Source organism: Enterobacter sp. BIDMC109 (assembly GCF_001037885.1).
Lineage (GTDB): Bacteria > Pseudomonadota > Gammaproteobacteria > Enterobacterales > Enterobacteriaceae > Enterobacter > Enterobacter hormaechei_C.
Genome location: NZ_KQ090002.1, coordinates 4,023,327 through 4,049,868 on the forward strand (window position 1 = coordinate 4,023,327; position 26,542 = coordinate 4,049,868).

At 56.1% G+C, this 26,542-nt stretch carries 27 protein-coding genes and 1 tRNA gene; 15 read left to right on the forward strand and 13 right to left on the reverse strand.

Annotated elements, in window-relative coordinates:
* Positions 1–6: 6 nt before the first annotated feature.
* Genes amiB through nnr form a run of 3 tightly spaced genes read right to left on the reverse strand, consistent with a single transcriptional unit; the run spans position 7 to position 3,338 of the window.
* The gene (gene amiB, locus SK62_RS18925; RefSeq protein ID WP_015572465.1) at positions 7–1,344 is read right to left on the reverse strand and encodes an N-acetylmuramoyl-L-alanine amidase AmiB; all 1,338 of its coding nucleotides are present in this window, start codon (positions 1,342–1,344) and stop codon (positions 7–9) included.
* Between the two features lie 16 nt (positions 1,345–1,360).
* The gene (gene tsaE, locus SK62_RS18930; RefSeq protein WP_032104772.1) at positions 1,361–1,822 is read right to left on the reverse strand and encodes a tRNA (adenosine(37)-N6)-threonylcarbamoyltransferase complex ATPase subunit type 1 TsaE; all 462 of its coding nucleotides are present in this window, start codon (positions 1,820–1,822) and stop codon (positions 1,361–1,363) included.
* Positions 1,815–3,338, reverse strand: coding sequence for a bifunctional ADP-dependent NAD(P)H-hydrate dehydratase/NAD(P)H-hydrate epimerase (gene nnr, locus SK62_RS18935; RefSeq protein ID WP_047718206.1), 1,524 nt, complete (start codon positions 3,336–3,338; stop codon positions 1,815–1,817). Before nnr ends, tsaE begins: the two co-directional genes overlap by 8 nt.
* Here nnr and queG point away from each other — a divergent pair.
* Entirely contained in the window at positions 3,337–4,476 is a 1,140-nt protein-coding gene (gene queG / locus SK62_RS18940; protein ID WP_047718204.1) for a tRNA epoxyqueuosine(34) reductase QueG, read from the forward strand. The genes nnr and queG overlap by 2 nt on opposite strands.
* Before the next feature lie 270 nt (positions 4,477–4,746).
* On the opposite strand, the gene SK62_RS18945 is transcribed toward queG, so the two are convergent.
* Positions 4,747–4,822: transfer RNA gene (locus tag SK62_RS18945), tRNA-Gly, on the reverse strand.
* A gap of 196 nt (positions 4,823–5,018) precedes the next feature.
* Complete coding sequence (orn, locus tag SK62_RS18950) at positions 5,019–5,564, reverse strand: oligoribonuclease (protein ID WP_047718202.1); 546 nt, start codon at positions 5,562–5,564, stop codon at positions 5,019–5,021.
* 107 nt (positions 5,565–5,671) lie between these two features.
* Here orn and rsgA point away from each other — a divergent pair, with 107 nt between their 5' ends.
* From rsgA to mscM, 3 genes are all read left to right on the forward strand, one after another.
* On the forward strand, positions 5,672–6,724 hold the full coding sequence (gene rsgA / locus SK62_RS18955) for a small ribosomal subunit biogenesis GTPase RsgA (protein ID WP_003855964.1): 1,053 nt from the start codon (positions 5,672–5,674) through the stop codon (positions 6,722–6,724).
* 97 nt (positions 6,725–6,821) lie between these two features.
* Positions 6,822–7,790 (forward strand): archaetidylserine decarboxylase, encoded by a 969-nt coding sequence (asd, locus tag SK62_RS18960; protein WP_047718226.1) that lies wholly within the window; start codon positions 6,822–6,824, stop codon positions 7,788–7,790.
* A gap of 19 nt (positions 7,791–7,809) precedes the next feature.
* A complete protein-coding gene (gene mscM / locus SK62_RS18965) occupies positions 7,810–11,133 on the forward strand; it encodes a miniconductance mechanosensitive channel MscM (RefSeq protein ID WP_017694680.1) in 3,324 nt (1,107 codons plus the stop codon).
* A gap of 36 nt (positions 11,134–11,169) precedes the next feature.
* Here the strand turns inward: mscM and yjeM are convergent, their stop codons facing one another.
* On the reverse strand, positions 11,170–12,669 hold the full coding sequence (gene yjeM / locus SK62_RS18970; protein WP_032104123.1) for a glutamate/gamma-aminobutyrate family transporter YjeM: 1,500 nt from the start codon (positions 12,667–12,669) through the stop codon (positions 11,170–11,172).
* Positions 12,670–12,846: 177 nt separating this feature from the next.
* Positions 12,847–13,824, reverse strand: a complete 978-nt coding sequence (gene epmA, locus SK62_RS18975; protein ID WP_015572459.1) for an elongation factor P--(R)-beta-lysine ligase — start codon at positions 13,822–13,824, stop codon at positions 12,847–12,849.
* A gap of 310 nt (positions 13,825–14,134) precedes the next feature.
* Between epmA and frdA the strand changes: the two genes are divergently transcribed.
* The 4 genes from frdA to frdD are packed head-to-tail and all read left to right on the forward strand — an operon-like array spanning position 14,135 to position 17,428.
* Positions 14,135–15,925, forward strand: a complete 1,791-nt coding sequence (gene frdA, locus SK62_RS18980) for a fumarate reductase (quinol) flavoprotein subunit (RefSeq protein WP_047718199.1) — start codon at positions 14,135–14,137, stop codon at positions 15,923–15,925.
* A complete protein-coding gene (frdB, locus tag SK62_RS18985; protein ID WP_006810403.1) occupies positions 15,918–16,652 on the forward strand; it encodes a fumarate reductase iron-sulfur protein in 735 nt (244 codons plus the stop codon). Before frdA ends, frdB begins: the two co-directional genes overlap by 8 nt.
* A 10-nt stretch (positions 16,653–16,662) precedes the next feature.
* Positions 16,663–17,058, forward strand: coding sequence for a fumarate reductase subunit FrdC (gene frdC / locus SK62_RS18990; protein ID WP_017383964.1), 396 nt, complete (start codon positions 16,663–16,665; stop codon positions 17,056–17,058).
* A 10-nt stretch (positions 17,059–17,068) separates the two neighbouring features.
* Complete coding sequence (frdD, locus tag SK62_RS18995; RefSeq protein WP_000609653.1) at positions 17,069–17,428, forward strand: fumarate reductase subunit FrdD; 360 nt, start codon at positions 17,069–17,071, stop codon at positions 17,426–17,428.
* A 29-nt stretch (positions 17,429–17,457) separates the two neighbouring features.
* On the opposite strand, the gene ampR is transcribed toward frdD, so the two are convergent.
* Positions 17,458–18,333 (reverse strand): LysR family transcriptional regulator AmpR, encoded by an 876-nt coding sequence (gene ampR / locus SK62_RS19000; protein ID WP_032646964.1) that lies wholly within the window; start codon positions 18,331–18,333, stop codon positions 17,458–17,460.
* 132 nt (positions 18,334–18,465) lie between these two features.
* Here ampR and SK62_RS19005 point away from each other — a divergent pair, with 132 nt between their 5' ends.
* Both SK62_RS19005 and SK62_RS19010 read left to right on the forward strand, forming a co-directional pair.
* Positions 18,466–19,611: a cephalosporin-hydrolyzing class C beta-lactamase ACT-17 gene (locus SK62_RS19005; RefSeq protein WP_017694683.1), complete on the forward strand. Its 1,146-nt coding sequence runs from the start codon at positions 18,466–18,468 to the stop codon at positions 19,609–19,611.
* Between the two features lie 158 nt (positions 19,612–19,769).
* Positions 19,770–20,300, forward strand: coding sequence for a lipocalin family protein (locus tag SK62_RS19010; RefSeq protein WP_023295791.1), 531 nt, complete (start codon positions 19,770–19,772; stop codon positions 20,298–20,300).
* On the opposite strand, the gene sugE is transcribed toward SK62_RS19010, so the two are convergent.
* Entirely contained in the window at positions 20,297–20,614 is a 318-nt protein-coding gene (gene sugE / locus SK62_RS19015) for a quaternary ammonium compound efflux SMR transporter SugE (RefSeq protein WP_015572453.1), read from the reverse strand. The genes SK62_RS19010 and sugE overlap by 4 nt on opposite strands.
* 262 nt (positions 20,615–20,876) lie before the next feature.
* Between sugE and SK62_RS19020 the strand changes: the two genes are divergently transcribed.
* Positions 20,877–21,476, forward strand: a complete 600-nt coding sequence (locus SK62_RS19020; protein WP_032104122.1) for a helix-turn-helix transcriptional regulator — start codon at positions 20,877–20,879, stop codon at positions 21,474–21,476.
* A 37-nt stretch (positions 21,477–21,513) separates the two neighbouring features.
* Here the strand turns inward: SK62_RS19020 and ecnB are convergent, their stop codons facing one another.
* The 3 genes from ecnB to efp form a co-directional block, all read right to left on the reverse strand.
* Entirely contained in the window at positions 21,514–21,660 is a 147-nt protein-coding gene (gene ecnB, locus SK62_RS19025; RefSeq protein WP_003855942.1) for a lipoprotein toxin entericidin B, read from the reverse strand.
* Between the two features lie 108 nt (positions 21,661–21,768).
* Positions 21,769–21,900 carry an entericidin A/B family lipoprotein gene (locus tag SK62_RS19030; RefSeq protein WP_015572451.1) on the reverse strand — a complete coding sequence of 44 codons (132 nt, stop codon included), beginning with the start codon at positions 21,898–21,900 and terminating at the stop codon, positions 21,769–21,771.
* Positions 21,901–21,957: 57 nt separating this feature from the next.
* Complete coding sequence (efp, locus tag SK62_RS19035) at positions 21,958–22,524, reverse strand: elongation factor P (protein ID WP_003855940.1); 567 nt, start codon at positions 22,522–22,524, stop codon at positions 21,958–21,960.
* Positions 22,525–22,564: 40 nt separating this feature from the next.
* On the opposite strand from efp, the gene epmB reads away from it, so the two are divergent.
* A complete protein-coding gene (gene epmB, locus SK62_RS19040) occupies positions 22,565–23,593 on the forward strand; it encodes an EF-P beta-lysylation protein EpmB (RefSeq protein WP_017383968.1) in 1,029 nt (342 codons plus the stop codon).
* A gap of 65 nt (positions 23,594–23,658) precedes the next feature.
* Here the strand turns inward: epmB and SK62_RS19045 are convergent, their stop codons facing one another.
* Positions 23,659–24,012 (reverse strand): DUF4156 domain-containing protein, encoded by a 354-nt coding sequence (locus SK62_RS19045; protein ID WP_003855938.1) that lies wholly within the window; start codon positions 24,010–24,012, stop codon positions 23,659–23,661.
* Between the two features lie 233 nt (positions 24,013–24,245).
* On the opposite strand from SK62_RS19045, the gene SK62_RS19050 reads away from it, so the two are divergent.
* The 3 genes from SK62_RS19050 to iadA are packed head-to-tail and all read left to right on the forward strand — an operon-like array spanning position 24,246 to position 26,525.
* Positions 24,246–24,893, forward strand: coding sequence for a nucleoside recognition domain-containing protein (locus tag SK62_RS19050; protein WP_015572449.1), 648 nt, complete (start codon positions 24,246–24,248; stop codon positions 24,891–24,893).
* Positions 24,890–25,351: a YjiG family protein gene (locus SK62_RS19055; RefSeq protein ID WP_015572448.1), complete on the forward strand. Its 462-nt coding sequence runs from the start codon at positions 24,890–24,892 to the stop codon at positions 25,349–25,351. Before SK62_RS19050 ends, SK62_RS19055 begins: the two co-directional genes overlap by 4 nt.
* 10 nt (positions 25,352–25,361) lie before the next feature.
* Positions 25,362–26,525 (forward strand): beta-aspartyl-peptidase, encoded by a 1,164-nt coding sequence (iadA, locus tag SK62_RS19060; RefSeq protein ID WP_039271981.1) that lies wholly within the window; start codon positions 25,362–25,364, stop codon positions 26,523–26,525.
* Positions 26,526–26,542: the final 17 nt, after the last annotated feature.

Genomic DNA, 26,542 nt, shown 5'->3' on the forward strand with positions numbered 1-26,542 from the left:
CTCTCCTTAATTAGTCGCGGTCATCTCACCCGGCAGCGCGGCGCTTGCCGTCTGGGCGGCCCCGCCCTGCGGCGCAGACTGAAGCGGATGCGCGTCAAAGTATTTACGCAGACCGTTATAAATCGCTTCGGCAATTTGCTGCTGGTAGCTGTCGCTGCCCAACAGGCGCTCTTCGCCGTTGTTACTGATAAAGCCCGTCTCTACCAGAATCGACGGAATATCCGGCGAACGCAGGACACCGAGGCTTGCATGCTCAGGGCGACGCTTATGCAGCGATCCAATGCTTTGCAGCTGGCTCAGTACGTTAGTGGCGACATCATACCCGACGCGCTGAGAATGACCGAACTGTAAATCCAGCACCGCCTGGCTGAGATACGGATCGGCCTGGCTGTTTGCCAGCACATCGCCTGCCCCGCCTAACAGTTCAGACTGCTTCTCGTGCTCTTCAAGCCAGTTCGCCATTTCACTGTTGGCGCGACGGTTCGACAGCACCCATACCGACGCGCCGGTGGCGTTACGGTTCGGCGCAGCATCCGCGTGAATCGACACCAGGAAGTTGGCGTTTTGCTTACGCGCCACATCCGAGCGTCCCATCACTGAAATAAAGTAATCTCCGTCGCGGGTCATGACCCCTTTAAACATCGGATCGTCATTCAGAAGCGCACGCAGCTTACGGGCAATGGCGATAGTGACGTTTTTCTCCCGCGTGCCGCCCGGGCCAATCGCGCCAGGATCTTGCCCGCCGTGTCCGGCGTCGATGGCGATAATCACTTTGTCGCCACTGACCGGCGTACGCCGCGCGCTGACCGCCGGACGCGTCACCGTATTGCTGCTGGTCACGGCGGTAAGTCGGTCATTTTGTGATTTAAACGGATTACGGGCTGGCTCAGACGGCCTTGGGGTATAAACCGGCGCCTCCACGCGTTTTGCTACAACAGGTGCAGGCGGTGGCGGCGGAACATCAGCATTAATGGTAAAGACCACCGTATAATTGGCGCCGTTTTGCTGCTTAACCGCCTTCGTCTTGCCCTTTTCGGTGAGATCGACCACCAGACGCAGAGACTGCGCATCCTTCGGCGTCCCCGAACGGATGCTTTTCACCAGATTGTTGCCGCTGAACTGGAGCGGCAGCCCCTGGATCACCCCGGTCTGTTTAATATCGAGCGCCACGCTGCGGCTGTCGATTTGTGAGAAAGCATATTCAGGATCGCCCATAAAGCTGAACGTAATACGGGCCTGGCTATCGCCATTCGACACCTGAATATCCGAGAGGCTGGCCGCCCCGGCCTGCGCGCACAGCAGGACCGTGGCAGCCAGCACCCAACCTTTAACGCGATTAATCATCCCGTTATCCCTACGCTCAACTGGCTAAACGCGCCAGTAAGGAACAGCCTGATGAGGAAACCGCACTGATGCGCGCCTCACGCCCTTGTGCCTGGTAATCTAAGTGAATTTCGACATCCGGGTCAGGCAGCACACCCGCACCTTGTTGCGGCCACTCCACCAGGCAGATGGCGTCGTTGGCAAAGTAATCGCGGATCCCCATAAATTCCAGCTCCTCAGGATCCGCAAGACGATATAAATCAAAGTGGTACACCATGATATTTTCAAGCGTGTACGGTTCTACCAGCGTATAGGTCGGGCTTTTTACGTTCCCGTTATGGCCTAACGCCTGCAAAAAGCCACGGCTGAAGGTTGTTTTACCCGCGCCTAAATCACCATACAGATAAATGACGGTCGCCCCCTGACAGGCCTGCGCCACGCGCTTGCCGAGATCTAAAGTGGCTTGTTCATCAGGTAAAGGAATCGCTCGATTAGTCATTTTCTACGTCAATCACATCCGGGTTAACAACACGCCGCAGCGTGCAAAAAAGATCGGTGGCCAGCATTCCGCGCGTTCCGTAACGAGCAGCCAGCCTGTCAGCCGCCGTACCGTGGGCCACGCAGCCGGCACAGGCTGCATCATAAAGGGGAAGTTTCTGTCCGAGCAATGCGCCAATGATGCCAGAGAGCACATCGCCCATGCCGCCGCTCGCCATGCCTGCATTACCGGCATCAACGATGCCCATCGCACCATCGCTGGCGATAACGGTCCCCGCCCCTTTCAAAACAGCAACACCTCCGTAACGTTTTACCAGACGTTGGGCTGAAAGTAAGCGATCGCTTTCAATTTCTGCCACGCTACAGTTAAGCAGCCGTGCGGCTTCGCCGGGGTGCGGCGTCAGAATGCGATTGTGACGCTTATCCGGGTTTATTGCCAGAAGGTTAAGCGCGTCGGCATCCCAGAGCATCGGTTTACGAAAATTCTCGGCCTTTTGCAGGGCCTGTTTACCCCACTCCTGCTGACCCAGGCCCGGACCAATGACCACCACGTCCGCCCAATCAAGACCCTCTTCAATCGCCTGCGGGGTAAGCTCGTGGACCATCAGCTCCGGCCGCGCGGTAATAATGGGCGGGATGTTTTCGCTGCGGGTCAGCACGCGTATTAATCCGGCGCCGCTGCGCAACGCGGCCTCTCCGGTCATACGAATCGCACCTGCCGTGCCGCGATCGCCGCCGATAATCAGCAGTCGGCCATGGTCGCCCTTATGGGACGTGGGACGGCGCGGCGGCAGCCACTGTGCAAGCAGGGAGGCATCAAAGCGGGTGATGTGGGTATCCTGTCCGGCCAGCCAGTTTTCCAGCCCCAGGGCGTTGTGGTGTAACGTGCCCACGACATCCCGCGCTTTACCGGTCAGTAAACCCGGCTTCAGGGCGATAAAGGTCACGGTGCGCGCCGCCTCAATCGACACGCCCGGCGTCACGCCGGTTTGCGCCATCAGGCCGGAGGGAATATCCAGCGCTACCACCGGGGCGGGGTGCGCATTAGCGCGCGTAATCAGCGCGGCGACGTCATCGCGAGGCGCGCGCATCAGTCCCGTCCCCAGCAGACCATCAACAATCACGTCGACATCCTCGGGCCAGACGATATCAGGCGCATGAATAATGCCCCCCGCATTCAGCCAGGCCTCTCTCGCCATGCCCGCTTCTTCCGGTAACGGCTTGTCGCTCTCCAGCGCCAGCAGGGTGACGCGCAGCCCCGCCGCCACCGCAAGACGAGCCACCACATAACCATCGCCACCGTTATTGCCGTGTCCGCACAGGACTAGATAGTGCGAGGCATCCGGATAAGCCGTGCGCGCCACGTTAAACGCCGCCTCGCCCGCGCGCTGCATCAGTTCGTAAAGGGTAATGCCCAGGCTATCTGCGGCCTCTTTCTCGGCCCGACGGAGGTCATCCGCATGCCAGATGGAATGTGGTATACTTGCGGGGTTTTTCTTCACAGTATGGTCCGTCATGTCACAGCCCCTCGATCTCAATGAATTAGCGCAAAAAATAAAACAGTGGGGTGCTGAACTGGGCTTCCAGAAGGTCGGTATTACTGACACCGACCTCTCTGCCAGCGAGCCTAAGCTCCAGGCATGGCTGGATAAACAATACCACGGCGAGATGGAGTGGATGGCGCGTCACGGTATGATGCGTGCCCGCCCCCACGAGCTGTTGCCGGGTACGCTGCGCGTTATTAGCGTACGCATGAACTATCTGCCTGCTAACGCGGCCTTTGCGCGCACGCTAAAAAATCCTTCGCTGGGTTACGTCAGCCGATACGCTCTGGGACGTGACTACCATAAACTTCTGCGCAACCGTCTAAAAAAGCTCGGGGAAACCATTCAGCAGCACTGTGTTTCGCTGAATTTTAGACCCTTTGTCGATTCTGCGCCTATTCTTGAGCGCCCGATCGCCGAAAAAGCCGGGCTCGGCTGGACAGGTAAGCACTCACTTATCTTAAGCCGCGACGCGGGCTCATTCTTTTTCCTGGGTGAACTGCTGATTGATTTACCCCTGCCGGTAGACGGTCCGGTGGAAGAAGGCTGTGGTCGCTGTGTGGCCTGTATGACCATCTGCCCAACGGGCGCTATTGTCGAACCGTATACCGTTGATGCGCGCCGCTGTATCTCTTATCTCACTATCGAGCTGGAAGGCGCCATTCCAGAGGAATCTCGTCCGCTTATCGGCAACCGCATCTACGGCTGTGATGACTGTCAGCTGATTTGTCCGTGGAACCGTTATTCACAGTTGACGGACGAAGAAGACTTCAGTCCGCGCAAGGCGTTACATGCCCCGCAGTTGATCGAACTGTTCGCCTGGAGCGAAGCCTGGTTCCTGAAGGTGACGGAGGGTTCCGCCATACGTCGTATCGGCCACCTGCGCTGGCTGCGTAATGTGGCTGTTGCGCTGGGGAATGCCCCGTGGGATGAAGCAAATCTTCAGGCGCTCGAAAGCCGTAGAGGTGAGCACCCACTTCTTGATGAGCACATAGAATGGGCGATTGCGCAGCAAATTGAGAAGCGAAATGCGGGTGTGGTTGAAGTGCAGTTACCGAAGAAACAGCGCCTGGTCAGGGTGATTGAAAAAGGGCTGCCGCGGGATGTGTGATATATTCACAGGCTGTGAATAAAAATAAGAATTCAGGCGCCATCAGCTCTGGCAAACAGGTCAAGTGATCTCAATAACATTTTGAAATCAAATTTTCTTCATAAATTACAGGGGATTACGAAGATATCATTCACCCTGCTAACATTTCGTACAGACTGGTTTTAACACGGTTTCTGTGGATAACTCTGTTCACAAGAGTATTTCAGACATAATAGAAAACGTCCCCAACGAAGCACTTCGCTGTGGATAATCTGGAGATGAAGAAGAATTTGGAGCGGGAAACGAGACTCGAACTCGCGACCCCGACCTTGGCAAGGTCGTGCTCTACCAACTGAGCTATTCCCGCAAATCTGTACTGCTTTTGTTGCTGTCGTAACGTGTAATTCTCTGTCGTTACGGGAGGCGCATTATACGAGAAATCCGTTTAGCTGCAACCCCCCTCAAAGCGATTTTTTTGAAATTCAGTTCAAGTGCTTATTTAATCGGCAAGCTGAACAATTTAGCGACAAAAACCCGGCCACGCAAGGCGCCGGATCGCAAAATCAGAGCTTAATAAAGTTTTCGCGATAGTACGCCAGCTCCGCAACAGACTCACGGATGTCGTCCATCGCCTGGTGCGTCCCCTGCTTTATGAAGCCGTCGAGAATTTCCGGTTTCCAGCGGCGGGCCAGCTCTTTCAGGGTGCTCACATCCAGATAGCGGTAGTGGAAGTAGGACTCCAGCTCCGGCATGTACTTAAACAGGAAACGACGATCCTGACCAATGCTGTTGCCACAGATAGGCGATTTTCCTGCTGGCACCCACTGCTTCAGAAATTCAAGCGTCGCCAGCTCCGCTTCGCGGTCGCCCAGGGTGCTGGCCTTCACGCGTTCCACCAGCCCGCTGCCGGTATGGGTACGCACGTTCCACTCATCCATCAGCGCAAGCTGGTCATCGGACTGGTGAACGGCAATCGTTGGGCCTTCCGCCAGAATATTGAGATTGGCATCGGTGACCAGTGTGGCGATCTCAATAATGCGATCGCGCTCGGGATCCAGGCCGGTCATCTCCAGATCGATCCAAATCAGGTTGTTTTCGTCCGCGCTCATGTTATTTTCCACCCTTCTCGCATAACCGGCAGTAGCAGGTTAACTAGTATTAATTAGAGTGTATCATAGAGGTTTTGCCCGCTACGGGCGACCAGGAGCCAGCGCGATTGAGTAAAAATAAACTCTCCAAAGGGCAGCAGCGCCGCGTGAATGCAAATCACCAGCGCCGTCTTAAAACCACTACGGAGAAGCCCGATTACGACGACAACCTGTTTGGCGAAGCGACAGAAGGCGTTGTGATTAGCCGCTTCGGCATGCACGCCGATGTCGAATCCGCCGACGGGGATATCCACCGTTGCAATATCCGTCGCACCATCCGTTCCCTGGTGACCGGTGACCGCGTGGTCTGGCGTCCAGGTAAAGAGGCGGCGGAAGGGGTAACGGTTAAAGGCATCGTTGAAGCCGTGCATGAACGCACGTCGGTTTTGACCCGTCCAGATTTCTACGACGGCGTGAAGCCCATTGCCGCCAACATCAACCAGATAGTGATCGTTTCAGCGATTTTGCCTGAGCTTTCGCTCAATATTATTGACCGTTATCTGGTGGCCTGCGAAACGCTACAGGTTGAGCCGCTCATCGTGCTGAATAAAATCGATCTGCTGGATGACGAGGCCATGGCCTTTGTAAATGAGCAGATGGATATTTACCGCAACATTGGCTATCGCGTGTTGATGGTTTCCAGCCGCACCAAAGATGGCCTGAAGCCGTTAGAAGATGCGCTGACCGACCGCATCAGCATCTTTGCGGGGCAGTCCGGCGTAGGTAAATCGAGCCTGCTTAACAACCTGCTCGGCCTTCAGCAGGAGATCCTGACCAACGATGTGTCTGACGTCTCGGGCCTGGGCCAGCACACCACCACTGCCTCACGTCTCTATCACTTCCCGCACGGCGGCGATGTGATTGACTCCCCGGGCGTGCGTGAGTTTGGTCTCTGGCACCTCGAGCCGGAACAAATCTTTAACGGATTTGTCGAATTCCATGACTATTTAGGCGCTTGCAAATACCGCGACTGTAAACATGACAACGATCCGGGCTGCGCCATCCGCGAAGCAGTAGAGAACGGAGAAATTGCGGAAACCCGTTTCGAAAATTACCACCGTATTCTCGAAAGCATGGACCAGGTAAAAACGCGTAAAAACTTTTCTGATTCTGATAACTGACAACTAAGCTAAGCGTCGCTAAAATCGTCCCCTTTTTTCAGGTTCCGGCAGCGTAATGCCGGATCAGGAACGACAAAACAATGGCCTGGAGGCTACCTTGTTAAACTCATTTAAACTTTCGCTTCAATACATTCTGCCGAAACTGTGGCTCACTCGCCTGGCGGGCTGGGGCGCGAGCAAACGAGCGGGCTGGCTGACCAAACTGGTCATCGACCTGTTCGTGAAATACTACAAGGTCGACATGAAAGAAGCGCAGAAGCCGGATACGGCAAGCTACCGCACCTTCAACGAATTTTTTGTGCGTCCGCTGCGCGACGAAGTGCGCCCGCTGAATACCGACCCGAACGTGCTGGTGATGCCAGCGGACGGCGTGATCAGCCAGCTGGGTAAAATTGAAGACGACAAAATTTTGCAGGCGAAAGGCCATAACTACAGCCTGGAAGCGCTGCTGGCCGGTAACTACATAATGGCCGATCTGTTCCGTAACGGGAATTTCGCGACCACCTATCTCTCCCCACGCGACTACCACCGCGTGCATATGCCGTGTAATGGTATTCTGCGCGAGATGATCTACGTGCCGGGGGATCTGTTCTCTGTAAACCACCTGACGGCGCAAAACGTTCCTAACCTGTTTGCCCGTAACGAGCGCGTCATCTGCCTGTTTGATACTGAATTTGGCCCAATGGCGCAGATTCTGGTGGGTGCTACCATTGTAGGCAGCATCGAAACCGTCTGGGCGGGCACCATTACGCCGCCGCGCGAAGGCGTGATCAAGCGCTGGACCTGGCCTGCCGGCGAAGAAGAAGGTTCTGTGGCCCTGCTGAAAGGTCAGGAAATGGGTCGCTTCAAGCTGGGCTCAACGGTCATCAACCTGTTCGCACCGGGCAAAGTTAACCTGGTCGACGAGCTGGTAAGCCTGTCCGTGACCAAACTCGGCCAGCCTCTGGCAGTATCGACGGAGGTCTTTGTGACGCCAGAGGTTGCGCCTGCCCCGTTGCCGGAAGAAGAGATCAAAGCCGAGCACGACGCCAGCCCGCTGGTTGACGACAAAAAAGACGAAGGCTAACAACAGAAGGATCGCTGACGTGCGCCCGATTATCGTATTACTGATGGCCTGGTGCCTCAGCATGGGGGCGTACGCAGCGACGGCCCCCGACGCCAAACAGATAACCCAGGAGCTGGAGCAGGCAAAAGCGGCGAAACCCGCTCAGCCGGAGACCGTTGAGTCGCTCCAGTCTGCACTGAACGCGCTTGAGGAACGAAAGGGTTCCCTTGAGCGCGCACAGCAGTATCAGCAGGTTATCGACAACTTCCCCAAACTCTCTCAGACTCTGCGCTCGCAGCTAAACAACCTGCGCGATGAACCACGCCAGGTCCCCGCGGGGATGACGTCCGAGGCGCTGAATCAGGAGATCCTGCAAGTCAGCAGCCAACTGCTGGAAAAAAGCCGTCTGGCGCAGCAGGAGCAGGAACGGGCGCGTGAAATTGCCGATTCCCTCAGTCAGCTTCCACAGCAGCAAACCGATGCCCGCCGTCAGTTAAATGAGGTGGAACGCCGCATCGGGACGCAGACAGGCAGCACACCGCAGAATCAGGCGCAAAATCTTGGGTTGCAGGCGGAATCCGCCAGACTAAAAGCGCTGGTTGATGAACTGGAGCTGGCGCAGCTTTCCGCTAACAACCGCCAGGAGCTGTCGCGGATGCGTTCTGAGCTGGCGCAGAAGCAGAGCCAGCAGCTGGATGCATATCTCCAGGCGCTGAGAAATCAACTCAACAGCCAGCGTCAGCGTGAAGCTGAACGTGCGCTGGAAAGCACCGAGTTACTGGCCGAAAACAGTGCTAACCTGCCCGACAGCATCGTCGCCCAGTTTAAGGTTAACCGCGAGCTTTCTGCCGCGCTGAATCAGCAGGCGCAGCGCATGGATTTGGTGGCCTCGCAGCAGCGTCAGGCCACCAATCAAACCCTCCAGGTTCGTCAGGCGCTCAACACGCTGCGTGAACAGTCCCAGTGGCTTGGCTCGTCTAACCTGTTGGGCGAAGCGTTACGCGCCCAGGTGGCTCGTCTGCCAGAGATGCCAAAACCGCAGCAACTTGATACGGAGATGGCACAGCTGCGCGTTCAGCGTCTTCATTATGAAGATCTCCTCAACAAGCAGCCGCAAATCCGCCAGATCCGTCAGGCTGACGGACAGCCGCTCACCGGCGAGCAAAGTCGTATTCTGGAAGCGCAACTGCGCACCCAGCGCGAACTGCTCAATTCCCTGTTGCAGGGAGGCGATACGCTGATCCTTGAGCTGACTAAGCTGAAAGTCTCGAATAGCCAGCTGGAGGATGCGCTGAAAGAGGTCAACGAAGCCACGCACCGTTACCTTTTCTGGACGTCCGACGTGCGGCCGATGACCTTCGCCTGGCCGATTGAGATTGTGCAGGATCTGCGCCGCCTCATTTCATTGGACACCTTCAGCCAGCTGGGCCTCGCCAGCGTAATGATGATAACCAGCAAGGAGACCATCTTCCCGCTGCTGGGGGCGCTGATTCTGGTGGGCTTCAGTATTTATTCCCGTCGTCACTTTACCCGTTTCCTTGAGCGCTCCAGCGCCCGAGTGGGAAAAGTAACCCAGGATCACTTCTGGCTGACGTTGCGTACGGTGTTCTGGTCAATTCTGGTCGCGTCTCCGCTGCCGGTGCTGTGGATGACGCTCGGATACGGCCTGCGTGAAGCCTGGCCCTACCCGCTTGCCGTCGCGATTGGCGATGGCGTGACCGCCACCGTTCCGCTGCTGTGGGTGGTGATGATTTGCGCCACGTTTGCGCGGCCAAATGGTCTGTTCATCGCTCACTTTGGCTGGCCGCGTAATCGCGTTGCGCGGGCGATGCGTTACTACCTGATGAGTATCGGGCTGATTGTGCCGCTGATTATGGCGTTGATCATGTTCGATAATCTCAATGACCGTGAGTTCTCCGGCTCGCTGGGACGGTTGTGCTTTATGCTGATCTGCGGGGCGTTAGCGGTAGTGACGCTCAGCCTGAAACGCGCCGGGATCCCGCTCTATCTCGACAAGACCGGCAGCGGCGATAACATGTTTAACCGTCTGCTGTGGAACCTGCTGCTCAGCGCGCCGCTGGCGGCGATGCTGGCGGCAGCGGTCGGTTATCTCGCCACGGCGCAGGCGCTGCTCGCCCGACTGGAAACGTCGGTGGCTATCTGGTTCCTGCTGCTGGTGGTCTACCATGTTATTCGCCGCGGCATGCTGATCCAGCGTCGTCGTCTGGCGTTTGACCGTGCCAAACACCGTCGCGCAGAAATTCTGGCCCAGCGCGCGCGGGGTGAAGAAGAGCCGAACCACGTCAACAGCACCGAAGGGACCACAGACGCCGATGACGTCGAACTGGATCTGGATGCGATCAGTACCCAGTCCCTGCGGCTGGTACGCTCAATTCTGATGCTGGTTGCCCTGCTGTCGGTGATCTTCCTGTGGTCGGAAATCCACTCCGCGTTTGGCTTCCTGGAGAACATCTCTTTATGGGATGTGACGTCCACGGTGCAGGGGGTCGAAAGTCTGGAGCCCATCACCTTAGGGGCCGTGCTGATTGCGATTCTGGTGCTGATCATCACCACGCAGCTGATCCGTAACTTCCCTGCCCTGCTGGAGCTGGCGCTGTTGCAGCATCTGGATTTAACCCCCGGCACAGGCTATGCGATCACCACCATCACCAAGTATTTAATCATGCTGTTTGGTGGGCTGGTTGGCTTCTCGATGATTGGTATCGAATGGTCAAAACTGCAATGGCTGGTTGCCGCCCTGACCGTAGGCCTGGGTTTTGGTTTACAGGAGATTTTTGCCAACTTCGTCTCTGGTCTGATCATTCTGTTTGAAAAGCCGATTCGAATTGGCGATACGGTGACCATCCGCGATCTCACCGGCAGCGTCACCAGGATCAACACCCGCGCCACCACCATCAGCGACTGGGACCGTAAAGAGATCATCGTCCCGAACAAGGCGTTTATCACCGAGCAGTTTATCAACTGGTCGCTGTCCGACTCCGTCACGCGTGTGGTGCTGACCGTACCCGCTCCGTCGGATGCCAACAGCGAAGAGGTGACGCAGATCCTCTATACGGCTGCTGAACGCTGTTCGCTGGTAATCGACAACCCGCCGCCGGAAGTGTTCCTGGTTGATTTGCAGCAGGGGATCCAGATTTTCGAGCTGCGTATCTACGCCGCCGAGATGGGACACCGTATGCCGCTGCGCCATGAGATCCACCAGTTGATTCTGGCTGGCTTCCGCGAGCACGGAATTGATATGCCGTTCCCACCGTTCCAGATGCGTCTGGAAACGCTGGACGGACGTAAGACGGGAAGAACGTTGACGTCAGCGGCGCGTACGCGCCCGGCGGGAAGTTTGTAATCCTTTCCCCCTCCCCGTCGGGAGGGGGTCAATCCTTTACGCCACTTCTGCTACACAGGCCGTCGAGCGACGACGGTAATGCTCATAAATCCCCATTGCCAGCAGCGAGAAGAAGATCGGTCCGCCAACCATCCACAGCGTGCTGTTCCAGTCATTTGCCTCAACCACGGGCTGAATGACGGTAAAGATGTTGGCGAACGCGACGACCAGCACCACAACAGTGGTCGCCAGCAGCGTCGCCGCGCGGGTTTTGAAGATCACAAACGGCCGCTCCAGATCCCGCTTCGCCTTAAAGAACGGGAACGCCAGAGTCAGGAACAGATACGGAAGCGTCATCGATACGTTCGCCATCAGGGTCAGCTTGTTATAGAACGCCGACGCGGTATCACCGCCGAAGGACACCAGCAGAATGAACACGCACACCAGCAGGCACTGCATCCACATCGCGTTGGCAGGCATACCGGCAGCGTTCAGCTGCGTCATACGTGCGGGCCACAGCGCCTTTGGCGTCCCCTGAATAATCGCTTTCAGCGGCGAGTAGATCAGCGTGAAGAATGCGCCAGTATAGGCGAGGAACATCGACAAACCGGTAATCCGCGCAAACCAGATCCCCAGGGTGGCCGACGTTTCCGGCGCGAGATCCATGGCGTTGCCCAGCGTCACCCCCAGGCTTTTCATCAGCACGTAGGTAATGTTGCCGAGGTTGGTGGTGTTATTACTTAACATCTGCTGCCAGTTGGTGCTGACGCCCCAGAGGAAAATCGCCAGTGAGTAGCCAATGGAAATGACGATGGCGGCAAAGATAATGCCTTTAGCGAAGTTCTTTTCCGGATTTTCGGTTTTGTCGACCAGCCCGCCCACGGCTTCAATTCCACCGTAAGCAAAGATGGCAAACACCACGAAGGAGAGCATGGCCAGCCCGGACTGGTAACCCGGATTAGGCGATGAAACGAAGTTGACTTCCTGTGCGAAATGCCCGCCGTTAAGGCACAGAATGGCGATGCTGACCAGCAGCAGCACCAGGTTCAGGCACATCACGGAAATGCCGCCAACGGCAGTGATACGGGCAATTTTGTTGATGCCTTTCGAGGCCACCAGGGTGACCATCACCATCCAGCACACTGCCAGAATACCGACCACCTGCGTGGAGCTCAGCCCCGCCAGAGACCAGACCTGCGTTTTATCCGCACCGAAGAGAAACGTTGAGAACGGCACCCAAACCTTGGCCGCCGTGCTGACCATCCAGACGACGTAGGATGAAAACCACATGAACGTACCGATAAACGCGTAACGCGGACCGACGCTGTTGTTCATCCACGAATAGATGCCGCCCTCTTCTTTCCTGTACGCCGAGCCCATCTCCGCCATCATCAGCGCAAACGGGATAAAGAAGAACAGAGCGGAAACGATATAAAACGGCGTCGCGCTGTAGCCCATCAGATAAAACGCGGACGGGCTATTGGCAAAGCCAAAGACTGACGTAAAAATCATCAGAATGAGCCCGGTAAGGGTCATTTTTTTGAGTGAGTGAGACATATAACCATCCGAAACGGAATTAAACTGCGCGGATGGTAGCAGATGACCAGACAAACAATGTGGCTATCCGAGTCAAATTAAGAAAAAGACCCGTATAGAGAGAAATGAGCAGTTTTTAATGTGGCAGAGTTAAATGACCGAGTAGGCCGGGTAAGCGCAGCGCCACCCGGCATTTTTTCAGGCGCGATCGACCGTAAAGGCAATCACATCGCCCAGGTGCTCGGCACCCAGCGCCAGCATGACCAGGCGATCCACACCCAGCGCCACGCCGGAGCAGTCCGGCAGACCGGCTTTAAGCGCTTCCAGCAGATGAGTATCAATCGGCTGCTGCGGCAGACCGCGCGCGTTGCGCTTGCGGTTATCCTGCTCGAAACGCTGCTGCTGTTCGCGCGCGTCGGTCAGCTCGTGGAAACCGTTCGCCAGCTCGATGCCTTTGAAATACACCTCAAAACGCTCCGCCACGCGGTGATCTTCGGTGCTGATCTGCGCCAGTGAGGCCTGGCTGGCCGGGAAGTGATAGACAAACGTCGGACGATCTTTGCCAATCTGCGGTTCAACACCAAAGGTGAACAGCAGTTGCAGCAGCGTGTCGCGATCCTCTTCGTTATCCGCCACGTTGCTCAGATCCAGTTTTGCCGCCACTTCACGCAGCTGTGTTTTATCAGCCGACAGCGGATCGATTTCCAGATGGCGCTGGAAGGCCTGCTGATAGGAGAGCGTTTCAGCTTCCGCGCAATCCAGCACCTGTTGCAGCAGATCGTCAACTTCGTTCATCAGACGATACATGTCGTAGTGCGGGCGGTACCACTCCAGCATGGTGAATTCCGGATTATGGTGTCGGCCCATCTCTTCATTACGGAAGCTACGGCACAGCTGATAGACCGGACCACACCCGGCCGCCAGCAGACGCTTCATATGGTATTCCGGGCTGGTCATCAGATACAGATTCATGCCCTGAGAGTGGCCTGGGCCAACAAAACGGGTTTCAAACGGGACCAGATGAATATCCGTGACCGTCGCCTGACTCATGCACGGCGTTTCCACCTCCAGGACGCCGCGGTCGGCAAAGAAACGGCGGATCTCCGCCATAATTGCTGCGCGCTTTAGCAGGTTTGGAATGGATGCGCTCGGCTGCCAGGTGGCCGTTTCGCTCATGAGTTATTTCTCCGTTTTCAGACAAGGGCACGAAGTCTACTCGTAAGCCGGGGCAGAGACAAATTTTGCACAGTAAAAGTCCTTTTTCATTGCACAGAGAAATACTGTGACGCCATTCATTAATCACGATGATAAATCACCGCACAGAACAGCAAAAAAATCGAACACGTCAAATTTCCCTCACTTCTACGCGGTTATACTGTTTTACCCATAAAGGAGCAGTGGAATCGCTTCCGCAATCGCCCGTTCGGGCAGGTGAACGTCCTTTAGTTCATCCCGTTGCGGGAAAACAAAAATCTGGAGGAATGTCGTGCAAACTTTTCAAGCCGATCTTGCCGTAATAGGCGCTGGCGGGGCTGGATTACGCGCTGCAATTGCTGCGGCACAAGCCAATCCGAACGCTAAAATCGCATTGATTTCAAAAGTCTATCCGATGCGCAGCCACACGGTAGCCGCAGAAGGAGGATCCGCCGCCGTCGCGCAGGATCATGACAGCTTCGAATACCATTTCCACGACACGGTTGCAGGGGGCGACTGGCTTTGCGAACAGGATGTCGTTGATTACTTCGTGCACCATTGCCCAACGGAAATGACCCAGCTGGAACAGTGGGGATGCCCGTGGAGCCGACGTCCGGACGGGAGCGTCAACGTCCGCCGCTTCGGTGGCATGAAGATCGAACGCACCTGGTTTGCCGCCGATAAGACCGGCTTCCACATGCTGCACACCCTGTTCCAGACCTCCCTCCAGTTCCCACAAATCCAGCGCTTTGACGAACATTTCGTTCTCGACATTCTGGTCGACGACGGTCATGCGCGCGGACTGGTGGCGATGAACATGATGGAAGGCACGCTTGTCCAGATCCGCGCGAATGCGGTGGTGATGGCAACGGGCGGTGCGGGTCGCGTATACCGCTACAACACCAACGGCGGCATCGTCACCGGTGACGGTATGGGCATGGCACTCAGCCACGGCGTCCCGCTGCGTGATATGGAGTTCGTCCAGTATCACCCAACCGGCCTGCCGGGCTCCGGCATACTGATGACGGAAGGCTGCCGCGGTGAAGGCGGTATTCTGGTCAACAAAAACGGCTATCGCTATTTGCAGGATTACGGCATGGGTCCGGAAACCCCGCTTGGCGAGCCGAAAAACAAATACATGGAACTCGGCCCACGCGACAAAGTTTCTCAGGCTTTCTGGCACGAGTGGCGCAAAGGCAACACCATCTCAACGCCGCGCGGCGACGTGGTGCATCTCGACCTGCGTCATCTCGGCGAGAAGAAACTGCTGGAGCGTCTGCCGTTTATCTGCGAGCTGGCGAAAGCCTATGTGGGCGTCGATCCGGTGAAAGAGCCGATCCCGGTGCGTCCAACCGCGCACTACACCATGGGCGGTATCGAAACCGACCAGCAGTGCGAAACCCGCATCAAAGGGCTGTTTGCGGTGGGCGAGTGTTCCTCCGTCGGTCTGCACGGCGCAAACCGTCTGGGCTCGAACTCGCTGGCTGAGCTGGTGGTCTTTGGTCGCATGGCGGGCGAACGTGCGATGGAGCGTGCCGCAACGGCAGGTGAAGCTAACAGCGCGGCGCTGGATGCGCAGGTTGCAGACGTCGAAAAACGCCTGAAAGGCCTGGTGAACCAGGAAGGTAACGAAAACTGGTCGAAGATCCGCGACGAAATGGGGCTGTCGATGGAAGAAGGCTGCGGGATCTACCGTACGCCAGAGCTGATGCAGAAAACCGTCGACAAGCTGGCCGAGTTGCAGGAGCGCTTCAAACGCGTGCGCATCACCGACACCTCCAGCGTCTTCAATACCGATCTGCTTTATACCATTGAACTGGGCCACGGCCTGAACGTCGCAGAATGTATGGCCCATTCCGCCCTGGCGCGTAAAGAGTCCCGCGGCGCGCACCAGCGCCTGGATGAGGGCTGCACCGAACGTGACGACGTCAATTTCCTTAAACATACTCTCGCCTGGCGCGATGCGGATGGCACTACGCGACTGGACTACAGCGACGTGAAAATCACCACGCTGCCACCGGCGAAACGCGTGTACGGTGCAGAAGCAGAAGCCGCCGATAAGAAGGAGAAGGCGAATGGCTGAGATGCAAAAACTGAAAATTGAAGTGGTGCGCTACAATCCGGAAGTGGACGCCGCGCCGCACAGCGCTTTCTATGAAGTCCCTTACGACGAGCAAACCTCCCTGCTGGATGCGCTCGGCTATATCAAAGATAACCTGGCCCCAGACCTGAGCTACCGCTGGTCCTGCCGCATGGCAATTTGCGGCTCCTGCGGCATGATGGTCAACAAGGTGCCAAAGCTGGCGTGTAAAACCTTCCTGCGTGATTACACCAAAGGTATCAAGGTTGAAGCGCTGGGCAACTTCCCGATTGAGCGCGATCTGGTGGTCGACATGACCCACTTTATCGAAAGCCTCGAAGCGATTAAGCCGTACATCATCGGCAACCCGCGCACGCCGGATCAGGGGCCAAACACCCAGACGCCCGCGCAGATGGCGAAATACCATCAGTTCTCCGGCTGCATCAACTGCGGCCTGTGCTACGCCGCCTGTCCGCAGTTTGGCCTGAACCCTGAGTTTATCGGCCCGGCCGCCATTACCCTGGCGCACCGCTATAACGAAGATAGCCGCGACCACGGCAAAAAAGAACGTATGGCCCAGCTGAACAGCCAGAACGGGGTCTGGACCTGCACGTTTGTCGGTTACTGCTCCGAAGTCTGTCCGAAGCATGTCGACCCGGCCGCCGCCATTCAGCAGGGAAAGGTGGAAAGCTCGAAAGACTTTCTTATCGCTACCCTGAAACCACGCTAAGGAGTGCATGATGACGACTAAACGCAAAGCCTACGTGCGACCAATGCCGTCCACCTGGTGGAAAAAACTGCCGTTTTATCGCTTCTATATGCTGCGTGAAGGCACGGCTGTTCCCGCGGTCTGGTTCAGCCTCGAACTGCTGTACGGGGTTTATGCCCTCAAGCACGGCCCGGAAGCCTGGGCCAGTTTTGTGGGCTTCCTGCAAAACCCAATCATCGTTGTGCTGAACCTGATTGTGCTCGCCGCCGCGCTGCTTCATACCAAAACCTGGTTTGAACTGGCGCCAAAAGCAGCGAACATCATTGTAAAAGGCGAAAAAATGGGGCCAGAGCCGGTCATTAAAGGTCTCTGGGCAGTGACGGCAGTTGTCTCTGTGGTCATTCTGTTTGTCGCACTGTTCTGGTAAGGAGACTACTGTGATCAATCCAAATCCAAAACGTTCAGACGAGCCGGTCTTCTGGGGGCTGTTTGGCGCAGGCGGCATGTGGAGCGCCATTATTGCCCCGGTCATTATCCTGCTGGTCGGGATCATGCTGCCGCTGGGGCTGTTCCCGGGCGATGCGCTGAGCTATGAGCGCGTACTGGCCTTTGCGAGCAGCTTTATTGGCCGCGTGTTCATCTTCCTGATGATCGTCCTGCCGCTGTGGTGTGGTCTGCATCGTATCCACCATGCGATGCACGATCTGAAAATCCATGTGCCAAGCGGTAAATGGGTCTTCTACGGTCTGGCGACCATTCTGACGGTCGTCACGTTGATTGCCGTGGTCACCATCTGACTGAACAGGCCCGCCATCCGGCGGGCTTTTTACTTTTTCATCTTCTCCACCAGCCACCGGGAAAATTCGCGCATGGCTGGCGTTTCTGCCCGGGACTGCAATCGGGTCAGCCAGTAACTGCCGAGCTCAATCTGCGTCGCAAAGGGCTGCACAATGCGCTCGCTGGCTAACAGATGGGTAAACATATCGACAGGCGCAATAGCAATGCCCACCCCTGCCTGAGCGGCCTCCAGCATGGTCACGGACGAATCAAATACCATCACGCGGTGCGTTGGCGAAGGGGGATGCTCGCCGGCCGCCTGCATCCACGCGGTCCACTCGTCGCGTCGGTAGGAGCGCAGCAGCGTAAACCTGAGGATGTCGGCCGGACTGTGCAGACTGGCGGCGATATCAGGTGTACATAGCGGCGCGAGCGGCGCATGACAAAGAAATTCAGCCTCGGTACCGTGCCACGCCCCGCTACCGTAGCGGATCGTATAGTCAAGCCCTTCGGCAGCCGGATCAACGCGGTTGTTATGGGTGGAAAGCTGAAGATCGATGTGCGGATAGCCACGGCGAAAATCCTCCAGCTGCGAGAATAAGACCCCGGTGGCAAACGTACCCACCACGCCGATTTTCAGCTTCTCCTGCGCACGATGGTTAGCGAAGCGATCCAGCATTCCGGCTATACGATCGAACGAATCATTCAGCACCGGCAGTAAATTTTCGCCCTCGGTAGTCAACATCAGCCCGCGCGACACGCGAACGAACAGCTGACAGTTCAGGTGCTGCTCCAGCGTTTTCACATGCTGGCTAATAGCCGAATGCGTCACGTTCAGTTCAATGGCCGCATGCGTAAAGCTGAGATGTCTTGCGGCGGCCTCAAAAGCCCGAAGCGAATTGAGGGGTAGATAGCTTCGCGTCATGGTCGCTTCCGTTAGAAAAATTAACAGCTAATGCTAAATTTAACCGTTTGTCAGGCACTGTCAAATCCAACAGACTACGCCTGTCTGACGGGCCCGGACATCCCCTTGACTCGCTATTACGGAAGATTACTGATGATGAAAAAATCCCTTTGCTGCGCCCTGCTGCTCGGCATCTCTTGCTCTGCTCTCGCCACGCCAGTGTCAGAAAAACAGCTGGCGGAGGTGGTCGCGAATACGGTTACCCCGCTGATGAAAGCCCAGTCTGTTCCAGGCATGGCGGTGGCCGTTATTTATCAGGGAAAACCGCACTATTACACGTTTGGCAAGGCCGATATCGCGGCGAATAAACCCGTTACGCCTCAGACCCTGTTCGAGCTGGGTTCTATAAGTAAAACCTTCACCGGCGTTTTAGGTGGGGATGCCATTGCTCGCGGTGAAATTTCGCTGGACGATCCGGTGACCAGATACTGGCCACAGCTGACGGGCAAGCAGTGGCAGGGTATTCGTATGCTGGATCTCGCCACCTACACCGCTGGCGGCCTGCCGCTACAGGTACCGGATGAGGTCACGGATAACGCCTCCCTGCTGCGCTTTTATCAAAACTGGCAGCCGCAGTGGAAGCCTGGCACAACGCGTCTTTACGCCAACGCCAGCATCGGTCTTTTTGGTGCGCTGGCGGTCAAACCTTCTGGCATGCCCTATGAGCAGGCCATGACGACGCGGGTCCTTAAGCCGCTCAAGCTGGACCATACCTGGATTAACGTGCCGAAAGCGGAAGAGGCGCATTACGCCTGGGGCTATCGTGATGGTAAAGCGGTGCGTGTTTCGCCGGGTATGCTAGATGCACAAGCCTATGGCGTGAAAACCAACGTGCAGGATATGGCGAACTGGGTCATGGCAAACATGGCGCCGGAGAACGTTGCTGATGCCTCACTTAAGCAGGGCATCGCGCTGGCGCAGTCGCGCTACTGGCGTATCGGGTCAATGTATCAGGGTCTGGGCTGGGAGATGCTCAACTGGCCCGTGGAGGCCAACACGGTGGTCGAGGGCAGCGACAGTAAGGTAGCGCTGGCGCCGTTGCCCGTGGCAGAAGTGAATCCACCGGCTCCCCCGGTCAAAGCGTCCTGGGTCCATAAAACGGGCTCTACTGGCGGGTTTGGCAGCTACGTGGCCTTTATTCCTGAAAAGCAGATCGGTATTGTGATGCTCGCGAATACAAGCTATCCGAACCCGGCACGCGTTGAGGCGGCATACCATATCCTCGAGGCGCTACAGTAAAACATTGCCGGGTGGCGCTGCGCTTACCCGGCCTACACAATGCGTGAACTTTGTAGGCCGGGTAAGGCGAAGCCGTCACCCGGCAAAACACTCTGCACAATCTCCCGCATTTTCCTTGCTGTCATCTACACTTAACAAAAAACAGTAAGGAAACTCCTATGCGCATTCTGCCTGTTATTGCCGCAGTAACAGCCGCGTTTTTAGTGGTTGCTTGCAGTTCCCCTACTCCTCCGCCTGGCGTCACGGTAGTCAGTAATTTCGACGCACAGCGCTTCCTCGGCACCTGGTATGAAATCGCCCGAATGGACCATCAGTTCGAACGGGGCTTAGAAAAAGTCACGGTCAGCTACAGCGCGATGGATGACGGCGGGATCCGGGTCATTAACCGCGGCTATAACCCGGATCGCCAGATGTGGCAGCAGTCAGTTGGTCAGGCCTATTTCACCGGCGCGTCTAACCGCGCGGCCATGAAAGTCTCTTTCATCGGCCCATTCTATGGCGGGTATAACGTCATTGCGCTGGACAGAGAGTACCGCCATGCGCTGGTGTGTGGGCCGGATCGCAACTATCTATGGCTCCTCTCCCGCACGCCAACGATCTCGACGGAAATGAAACAGCAGATGCTGGACATAGCGACCCGGCAAGGGTTTGACGTGACGAAATTAATCTGGGTAAAACAGCTGCATTAGTGCGTACTGAGTTTTAACCCGATGATACCCGCGACGATTAACGCGAGGCTGGCGATGCGCGCCAGACTCGCAGACTCCCCCAGCAGCAGAATGCCGGTAATGGCAGCCCCTACCGCGCCAATTCCAGTCCAGACAGCGTAAGCCGTTCCGACTGGCAAGGTTCGCATCGCCCATGACAGCATGACGATACTGACAATCATTGCGGCGATAGTGATGACGCTGGGCGTCAGGCGGGTAAAACCGTGGGTATATTTCAGGCCAATTGCCCATACCACTTCGAGCAAACCGGCAATAACAAGAACGATCCAGGACATATCAGGCTCCTTAACTTAACGACAAGTTGGGGCCGTCCCCGATGAATGAAGCGCTTACGGGTCGTCCCGCAAGGCTGAGGTTGCGCCTTATATTTTGGTTAGCATGGAATTTTTTTTCAAACTTTTTCTACTGAACACGTTAAGGCAAGAAATAGCCTCAGTAAGGCACGGAGTTCAGGCATTTATGACTCATCCGACTTCTCTATGATGATAGGCTTTCTGATGGCAGGAAGCCAAACCACTAGCCGACTGCGAAAATTATATGTTCAAAATTCTTTTGATTGACCGTTGTCACTTCACCCGCACGGGATTTGAAGCCTGGCTCAATCATTCAGACCTGTTTTCGGGTCATTTCGTCGTAACCGGGGTAAATAATCTTTTCCTCGCCAGAGAGCATATTCTGCAATGGAAACCTGCGCTGGTCATCGCTGATTTATCGGGCTTCCGGCAGGATTTACACCATTTTCAGCAGCTATCTTCCCTGCTTATTGCCAGCGAAACATTGCCTTTTATTATGCTGCAATCGGGGCAGGAGCAGGAGATGACAGATTATCTGGCGCAGTTCCCGATATGGTCTTCACTTTCCAAAAATACCGATCTGGAAAAACTGGCGGCGGTGATAAACGACGCGCTAACGACATGCGTAAGCGCGGAGCTTCCGGAAATGGCGGCACCGTTACTGACGCGTCAGGAAGAGAGAGTACTGACCCTGTGGATGGATGGTGCGAGCAACCAGAAAATTGCCAGCAATCTGCGCATTAACGGAAAAACGGTGTATACGTACAAACGCAATATCCGCATGAAGCTTCATATGGATACGCGTTACTCCCCGTTTTTATCGCTACAGGAAGTGGAGAATTGACGGTACGGTGAAGTTAGCTGCCGTACCGTCGCTTTCATTAGTTCTGAGCTTTAGTTGCTGCGCCAGAAATCGCGTTACCACCGTCGGAGATATCTTCCCCTACGCCACGGGTGGTGTTACATGCAGTCAGTACCGAAGAAAGCACCAGAACAGAAAAGATCGCTGCAATTGTTTTCTTAACCATAATATCTTCCTTTTATAGCCAAAGTTATTTTGTGTATAGCAACTTAAGAATAGACAAGATCTTGTCGTTTGACGGAAAAGGAAGAATTTTTAGGAAAATTAGACGGAATTAGCTGGCCGCATGGGAAATGATATGGCCGAGATCCTGAATATCTTCGCCCACGCCACGCGCGGTGTTGCAACCGGAGAGAATTGCGCTGGAGAACGCTAACAGAAGCAGAATTTTAACGGTACGTTTCATCTTCCCTGCCTGCAAAATCAGGCGCAGCGGGCGCTGCGCCTTTAATCATGACGTAAATTACTTCACGCGGGATACGTATTCGCCGGAGCGGGTATCCACTTTGATCACTTCACCGATCTGTACGAACAGTGGCACTTTAACCACCGCGCCGGTAGACAGGGTGGCAGGCTTGCCGCCAGTACCTGCGGTATCACCTTTCAGACCTGGATCGGTTTCAACGATTTCCAGCTCAACGAAGTTCGGAGGCGTAACCGCGATAGGCTGACCGTTCCACAGGGTAACGATGCACTCAGCCTGATCCAGCAGCCACTTGGCGTTGTCGCCAATCGCTTTCGCGTCCGCAGACAGCTGCTCGAAGGTTTCGTTGTTCATGAAGTGCCAGAACTCACCGTCGTTGTACAGGTAAGTCAGGTTCATATCGACAACATCAGCGCCTTCAGCAGAGTCAGTAGATTTGAAGGTTTTCTCAACACGGGTACCGGTCAGCAGGCGGCGCAGCTTAACGCGTGCGAATGCCTGGCCTTTACCTGGTTTAACGAATTCGCTGGCTTCAACCGCGTACGGTTCGCCGTCCATCATGATTTTAAGACCAGCACGAAAATCGTTGCTATAGTACGTTGCCATAAGGCCCTCTAAATTTGTTAACTGGTAGCTAAGCCACAAAATGGCGCATATTGTAACCCTAAACACCCCGTCCAGAGAAGATTGGTTATCGCAACTTGCCGATGTAATCACCAGTCCTGATGAATTGCTGCGTCTTTTAGACCTCGAACAGCACGAAGCGTTGCGTGCAGGTCGTGAGGCGAAGCGCCTTTTCGCCCTGCGCGTTCCCCGCGCGTTTGTTGCCCGAATGGAAAAGGGTAACCCTGATGATCCGTTATTAAAACAAACGCTTACTTCTCAGGATGAGTTTATTACCGCTCCCGGATACAGCACCGATCCGCTGGAAGAGCAGAACAGTGTCGTCCCGGGTTTGCTGCATAAATACCGCAATCGTGCCCTGCTGCTGGTTAAGGGCGGTTGCGCGGTAAATTGCCGCTATTGCTTCCGTCGCCACTTCCCGTACGCCGAAAACCAGGGCAATAAGCGCAACTGGCAGGTGGCGCTGGAGTACATCACGGCGCACCCGGAGCTGGATGAAATCATCTTTTCCGGCGGCGACCCGCTGATGGCAAAAGATCATGAGCTGGACTGGCTGCTGACTCAGCTTGAGACCATCCCGCACATTAAGCGTCTGCGCATTCACAGCCGTTTACCGATCGTCATCCCGGCGCGTATTACCGACACCCTGGTCACGCGCCTGGAGCAGTCCCGTTTGCAGGTGCTGCTGGTGAACCATATCAACCACGCGAATGAAATTGACGCGGACTTTCGTGCGGCGATGGCGCGTATGCGAAAGGCAGGCGTGACGCTGCTCAACCAGAGCGTATTACTGCGCGGCGTGAACGACAGCGCCCGCGTGCTGGCCGATCTCAGCAATGCCTTATTTGATGCGGGCGTAATGCCCTATTACCTGCATGTTCTGGATCGCGTCCAGGGCGCGGCGCACTTCATGGTGACAGATGAAGAGGCCCGGAAGATTATGCGCGAGCTGTTAACGCTGGTTTCGGGTTATATGGTGCCGAAGCTGGCACGTGAGATTGGCGGAGAGCCGAGTAAGACGCCGCTGGATTTGCAGCTGCGGCAGCAGTAAAAAGTCAGGTGGCGCTACGCTTACCTGCCCTGGAGATAAAGCGGCAGCGCCATCAAAAAGTTATATCAGTTCGGGCACTTATAGACCTGGCCGTTCATCTGGCTGGCGGTTGGCACAAAGCTGGACAGCATCCCCTGCGTCGGGCTGCTCACCCCGTAAATCACATTGCCGCCCATTGCCGCAGCCTGATTACGCAGGGCATTGGCCGCACCGCGCATAGAGCCGCCCTCTTCGCCGTGCTGCCCCGACATCCAGTTGCTTTGCTCGCCAGTGGCGGTGCCTAACAGCTGGCATTCGCTGCCCGGCTTATCTTCCACAAAGCGAACGCTCTGGCCCGCTGCCGTCAGCTCATTGCTGGTGCTACAACCCGCCAGCAGCAATGCTGCACCTACAATCCCTGCACAGACTTTTATGCGCATGTTATTCCTCGTTTTCAATAAGCTGGACAGTAGTTGTCCGCGTGTAAACCTTATACTAAAAAGATGACCAAAAGAAAAATGCTGAGCATTTCTGCGAGCCAGATTCCGCTCGCACTCCTCCGACATCTTAAATGAATTCTGATAATAACCTTTGGGATATCGTGTTTTAGCCCCCGATCGTTTTTAGTGATGCGACGTACAACTTTTGTACGCGACTCAAAAAAGGGGGTTTCATGAGTGCATCATCCTCAGGAGAGGAAAAAGTAACCTGGGTGGGCTATCTGGCGTTCGTGCTCACCATCGTATTTTTCTCAGGTTTTTTCGCCAAAAGTACCGAATGGTGGCGCGTGCTGGATTTTACCGTGCTGAACGGCAGCTTTGGACCGGTGAACGGCGCGCTGACGTTTCGCGGTGAGGGCGGCACAGGAGCGAAAGACGGTTTTTTATTTGCCCTTGAACTGGCGCCCTCGGTCATTTTATCGCTCGGGATCATTGCCGTTACCGAGGGGCTGGGCGGGCTGCGCGCCGCACAACAGCTCATGACGCCCATTCTGCGTCCGCTGCTCGGCGTGCCGGGCATCTGCTCTCTGGCGCTTATCGCCAACCTGCAAAATACCGATGCAGCCGCAGGGATGACCAAAGAGTTGACTGACGAAGGGGCGATTACTGACCATGAACGCGCCATTTTCGCCACCTTCCAGACCAGCGGTAGCGCCATTATTACCAACTATTTTTCTTCTGGTGCCGCACTCTTTACCTTTATTACCGTCCCAGTGATCACGCCGCTTGCCGTCATTCTGGTGTTCAAATTTGTTGGCGCGAACTTCCTGCGACTGTGGATCGCCCACATGGAAGTTCGCCGCGTTCAGGAGGAAAGATGATCGCCCAGCCGCGTAAAAATATCATGGACCTGTTTATCGATGGCGCCCGCCGCGGCTTTACCATCGCCACCACCAGCCTGCTGCCGAACGTGGTCATGGCGTTTGTCATCATTCAGGCGCTCAAGGTAACCGGCCTGCTGGATATTGTCGGCAGGGTATGCGAGCCCATCATGGCCCTGTGGGGGCTTCCGGGTGCGGCGGCAACGGTTCTTCTGGCCTCGGTAATGAGCATGGGCGGCGGTGTGGGGGTCTGCGCCAGTCTGGTCGCTGCCGGCACGCTCAACGGTCACGATGCCACCATCCTGCTGCCCGCCATCTATCTGATGGGTAATCCGGTGCAAAACACGGGCCGTTGCCTTGGCACCGCAGGCGTCAACCCGAAGTATTATCCGCACATCATCACTATCTGCGTCATTAACGCCCTGCTCTCAATGTGGGTGATGCAGCTACTCTTCTGAGGAGATAAAAATGGATTTTTCAGTGCTGGAACCGCACCTTTTCCGCAATGCGCAGCTTTACGCTCCCGAGGATCTTGGGCATTGCGATCTGCTGATTGCCGGAGGAAAAATCGTCGCAGTCGAAAAAGCGGGCCACGCCACAACGAGGCCAGACTGTCCTGAAAGCGATCTCGTCGGAGCGGTGGTTTGTCCGGGGTTTATCGATCAGCATGTACACCTGATTGGCGGCGGCGGTGAAGCCGGTCCCCACACCCGGACGCCAGAGGTGCGATTGTCTGCGCTGGTGGCGGCTGGCATCACCTCCGTTGTTGGCCTGCTGGGCACCGACGGCGTGACCCGCCATCCCGAGTCGCTGCTGGCGAAAACGCGGGCGCTAGAGCATGAAGGGATCAGCACGTGGATGCTGACAGGCGCGTATGGCCTGCCTTCTCCGACGATTACCGGCAGTATCGAAAAGGATGTGGCGCTGATTGATAAAATCATTGGCGTGAAATGCGCGATTTCCGACCATCGCTCTTCCGCTCCGGCAGATGACCAGCTCGCGAATATAGCCGCCCAGTCGCGAGTCGGCGGGCTGCTGGGCGCCAAAGCGGGGATATCCGTGTTTCACCTCGGCAACAGCCCGAAACTGCTGGAGCCGCTGCTTAACATCCTGAATAACGCCGACGTGCCCCGCACGAAGCTGCTGCCAACTCACGTCAACCGCGCCCAGGCACTGTTCCACGCCGCACTGGACTATGCCCGCGAAGGGGGGTACATCGACATCACCACCAGCATCAGCGAGCCTGTTGATGCCGCCACCGCTATCGCGACGGCCCGTGAAGCACAGGTGCCGTTTAACCGGCTCACGCTCAGCTCGGATGGCAACGGCAGCCAGCCGAATTTTGACGCAAATGGTAATCTTGTTGGCATTGGCGTGGCGGGATTTGAATCCCTGCTTGAGACGCTACAGCAGCTGGTCGGCCGGTATCACCTGCCGCTGGAGGAGGCGCTTCTGCCGTTTACGCGTAACGTGGCGGAGTTTCTCGGCCTGGAGCATAAAGGGCGGATCGCGCCCGGATGCGATGCCGACGTCCTTGTGCTGACCGATGATCTTAAGATCCGTGAGGTCTGGGCGAAAGGCCGCCAGATGGTGAGTGGAGGCGTTGTGTGCGTGAAAGGCACGTTTGAGTAGAAGACAATAAAAAACCC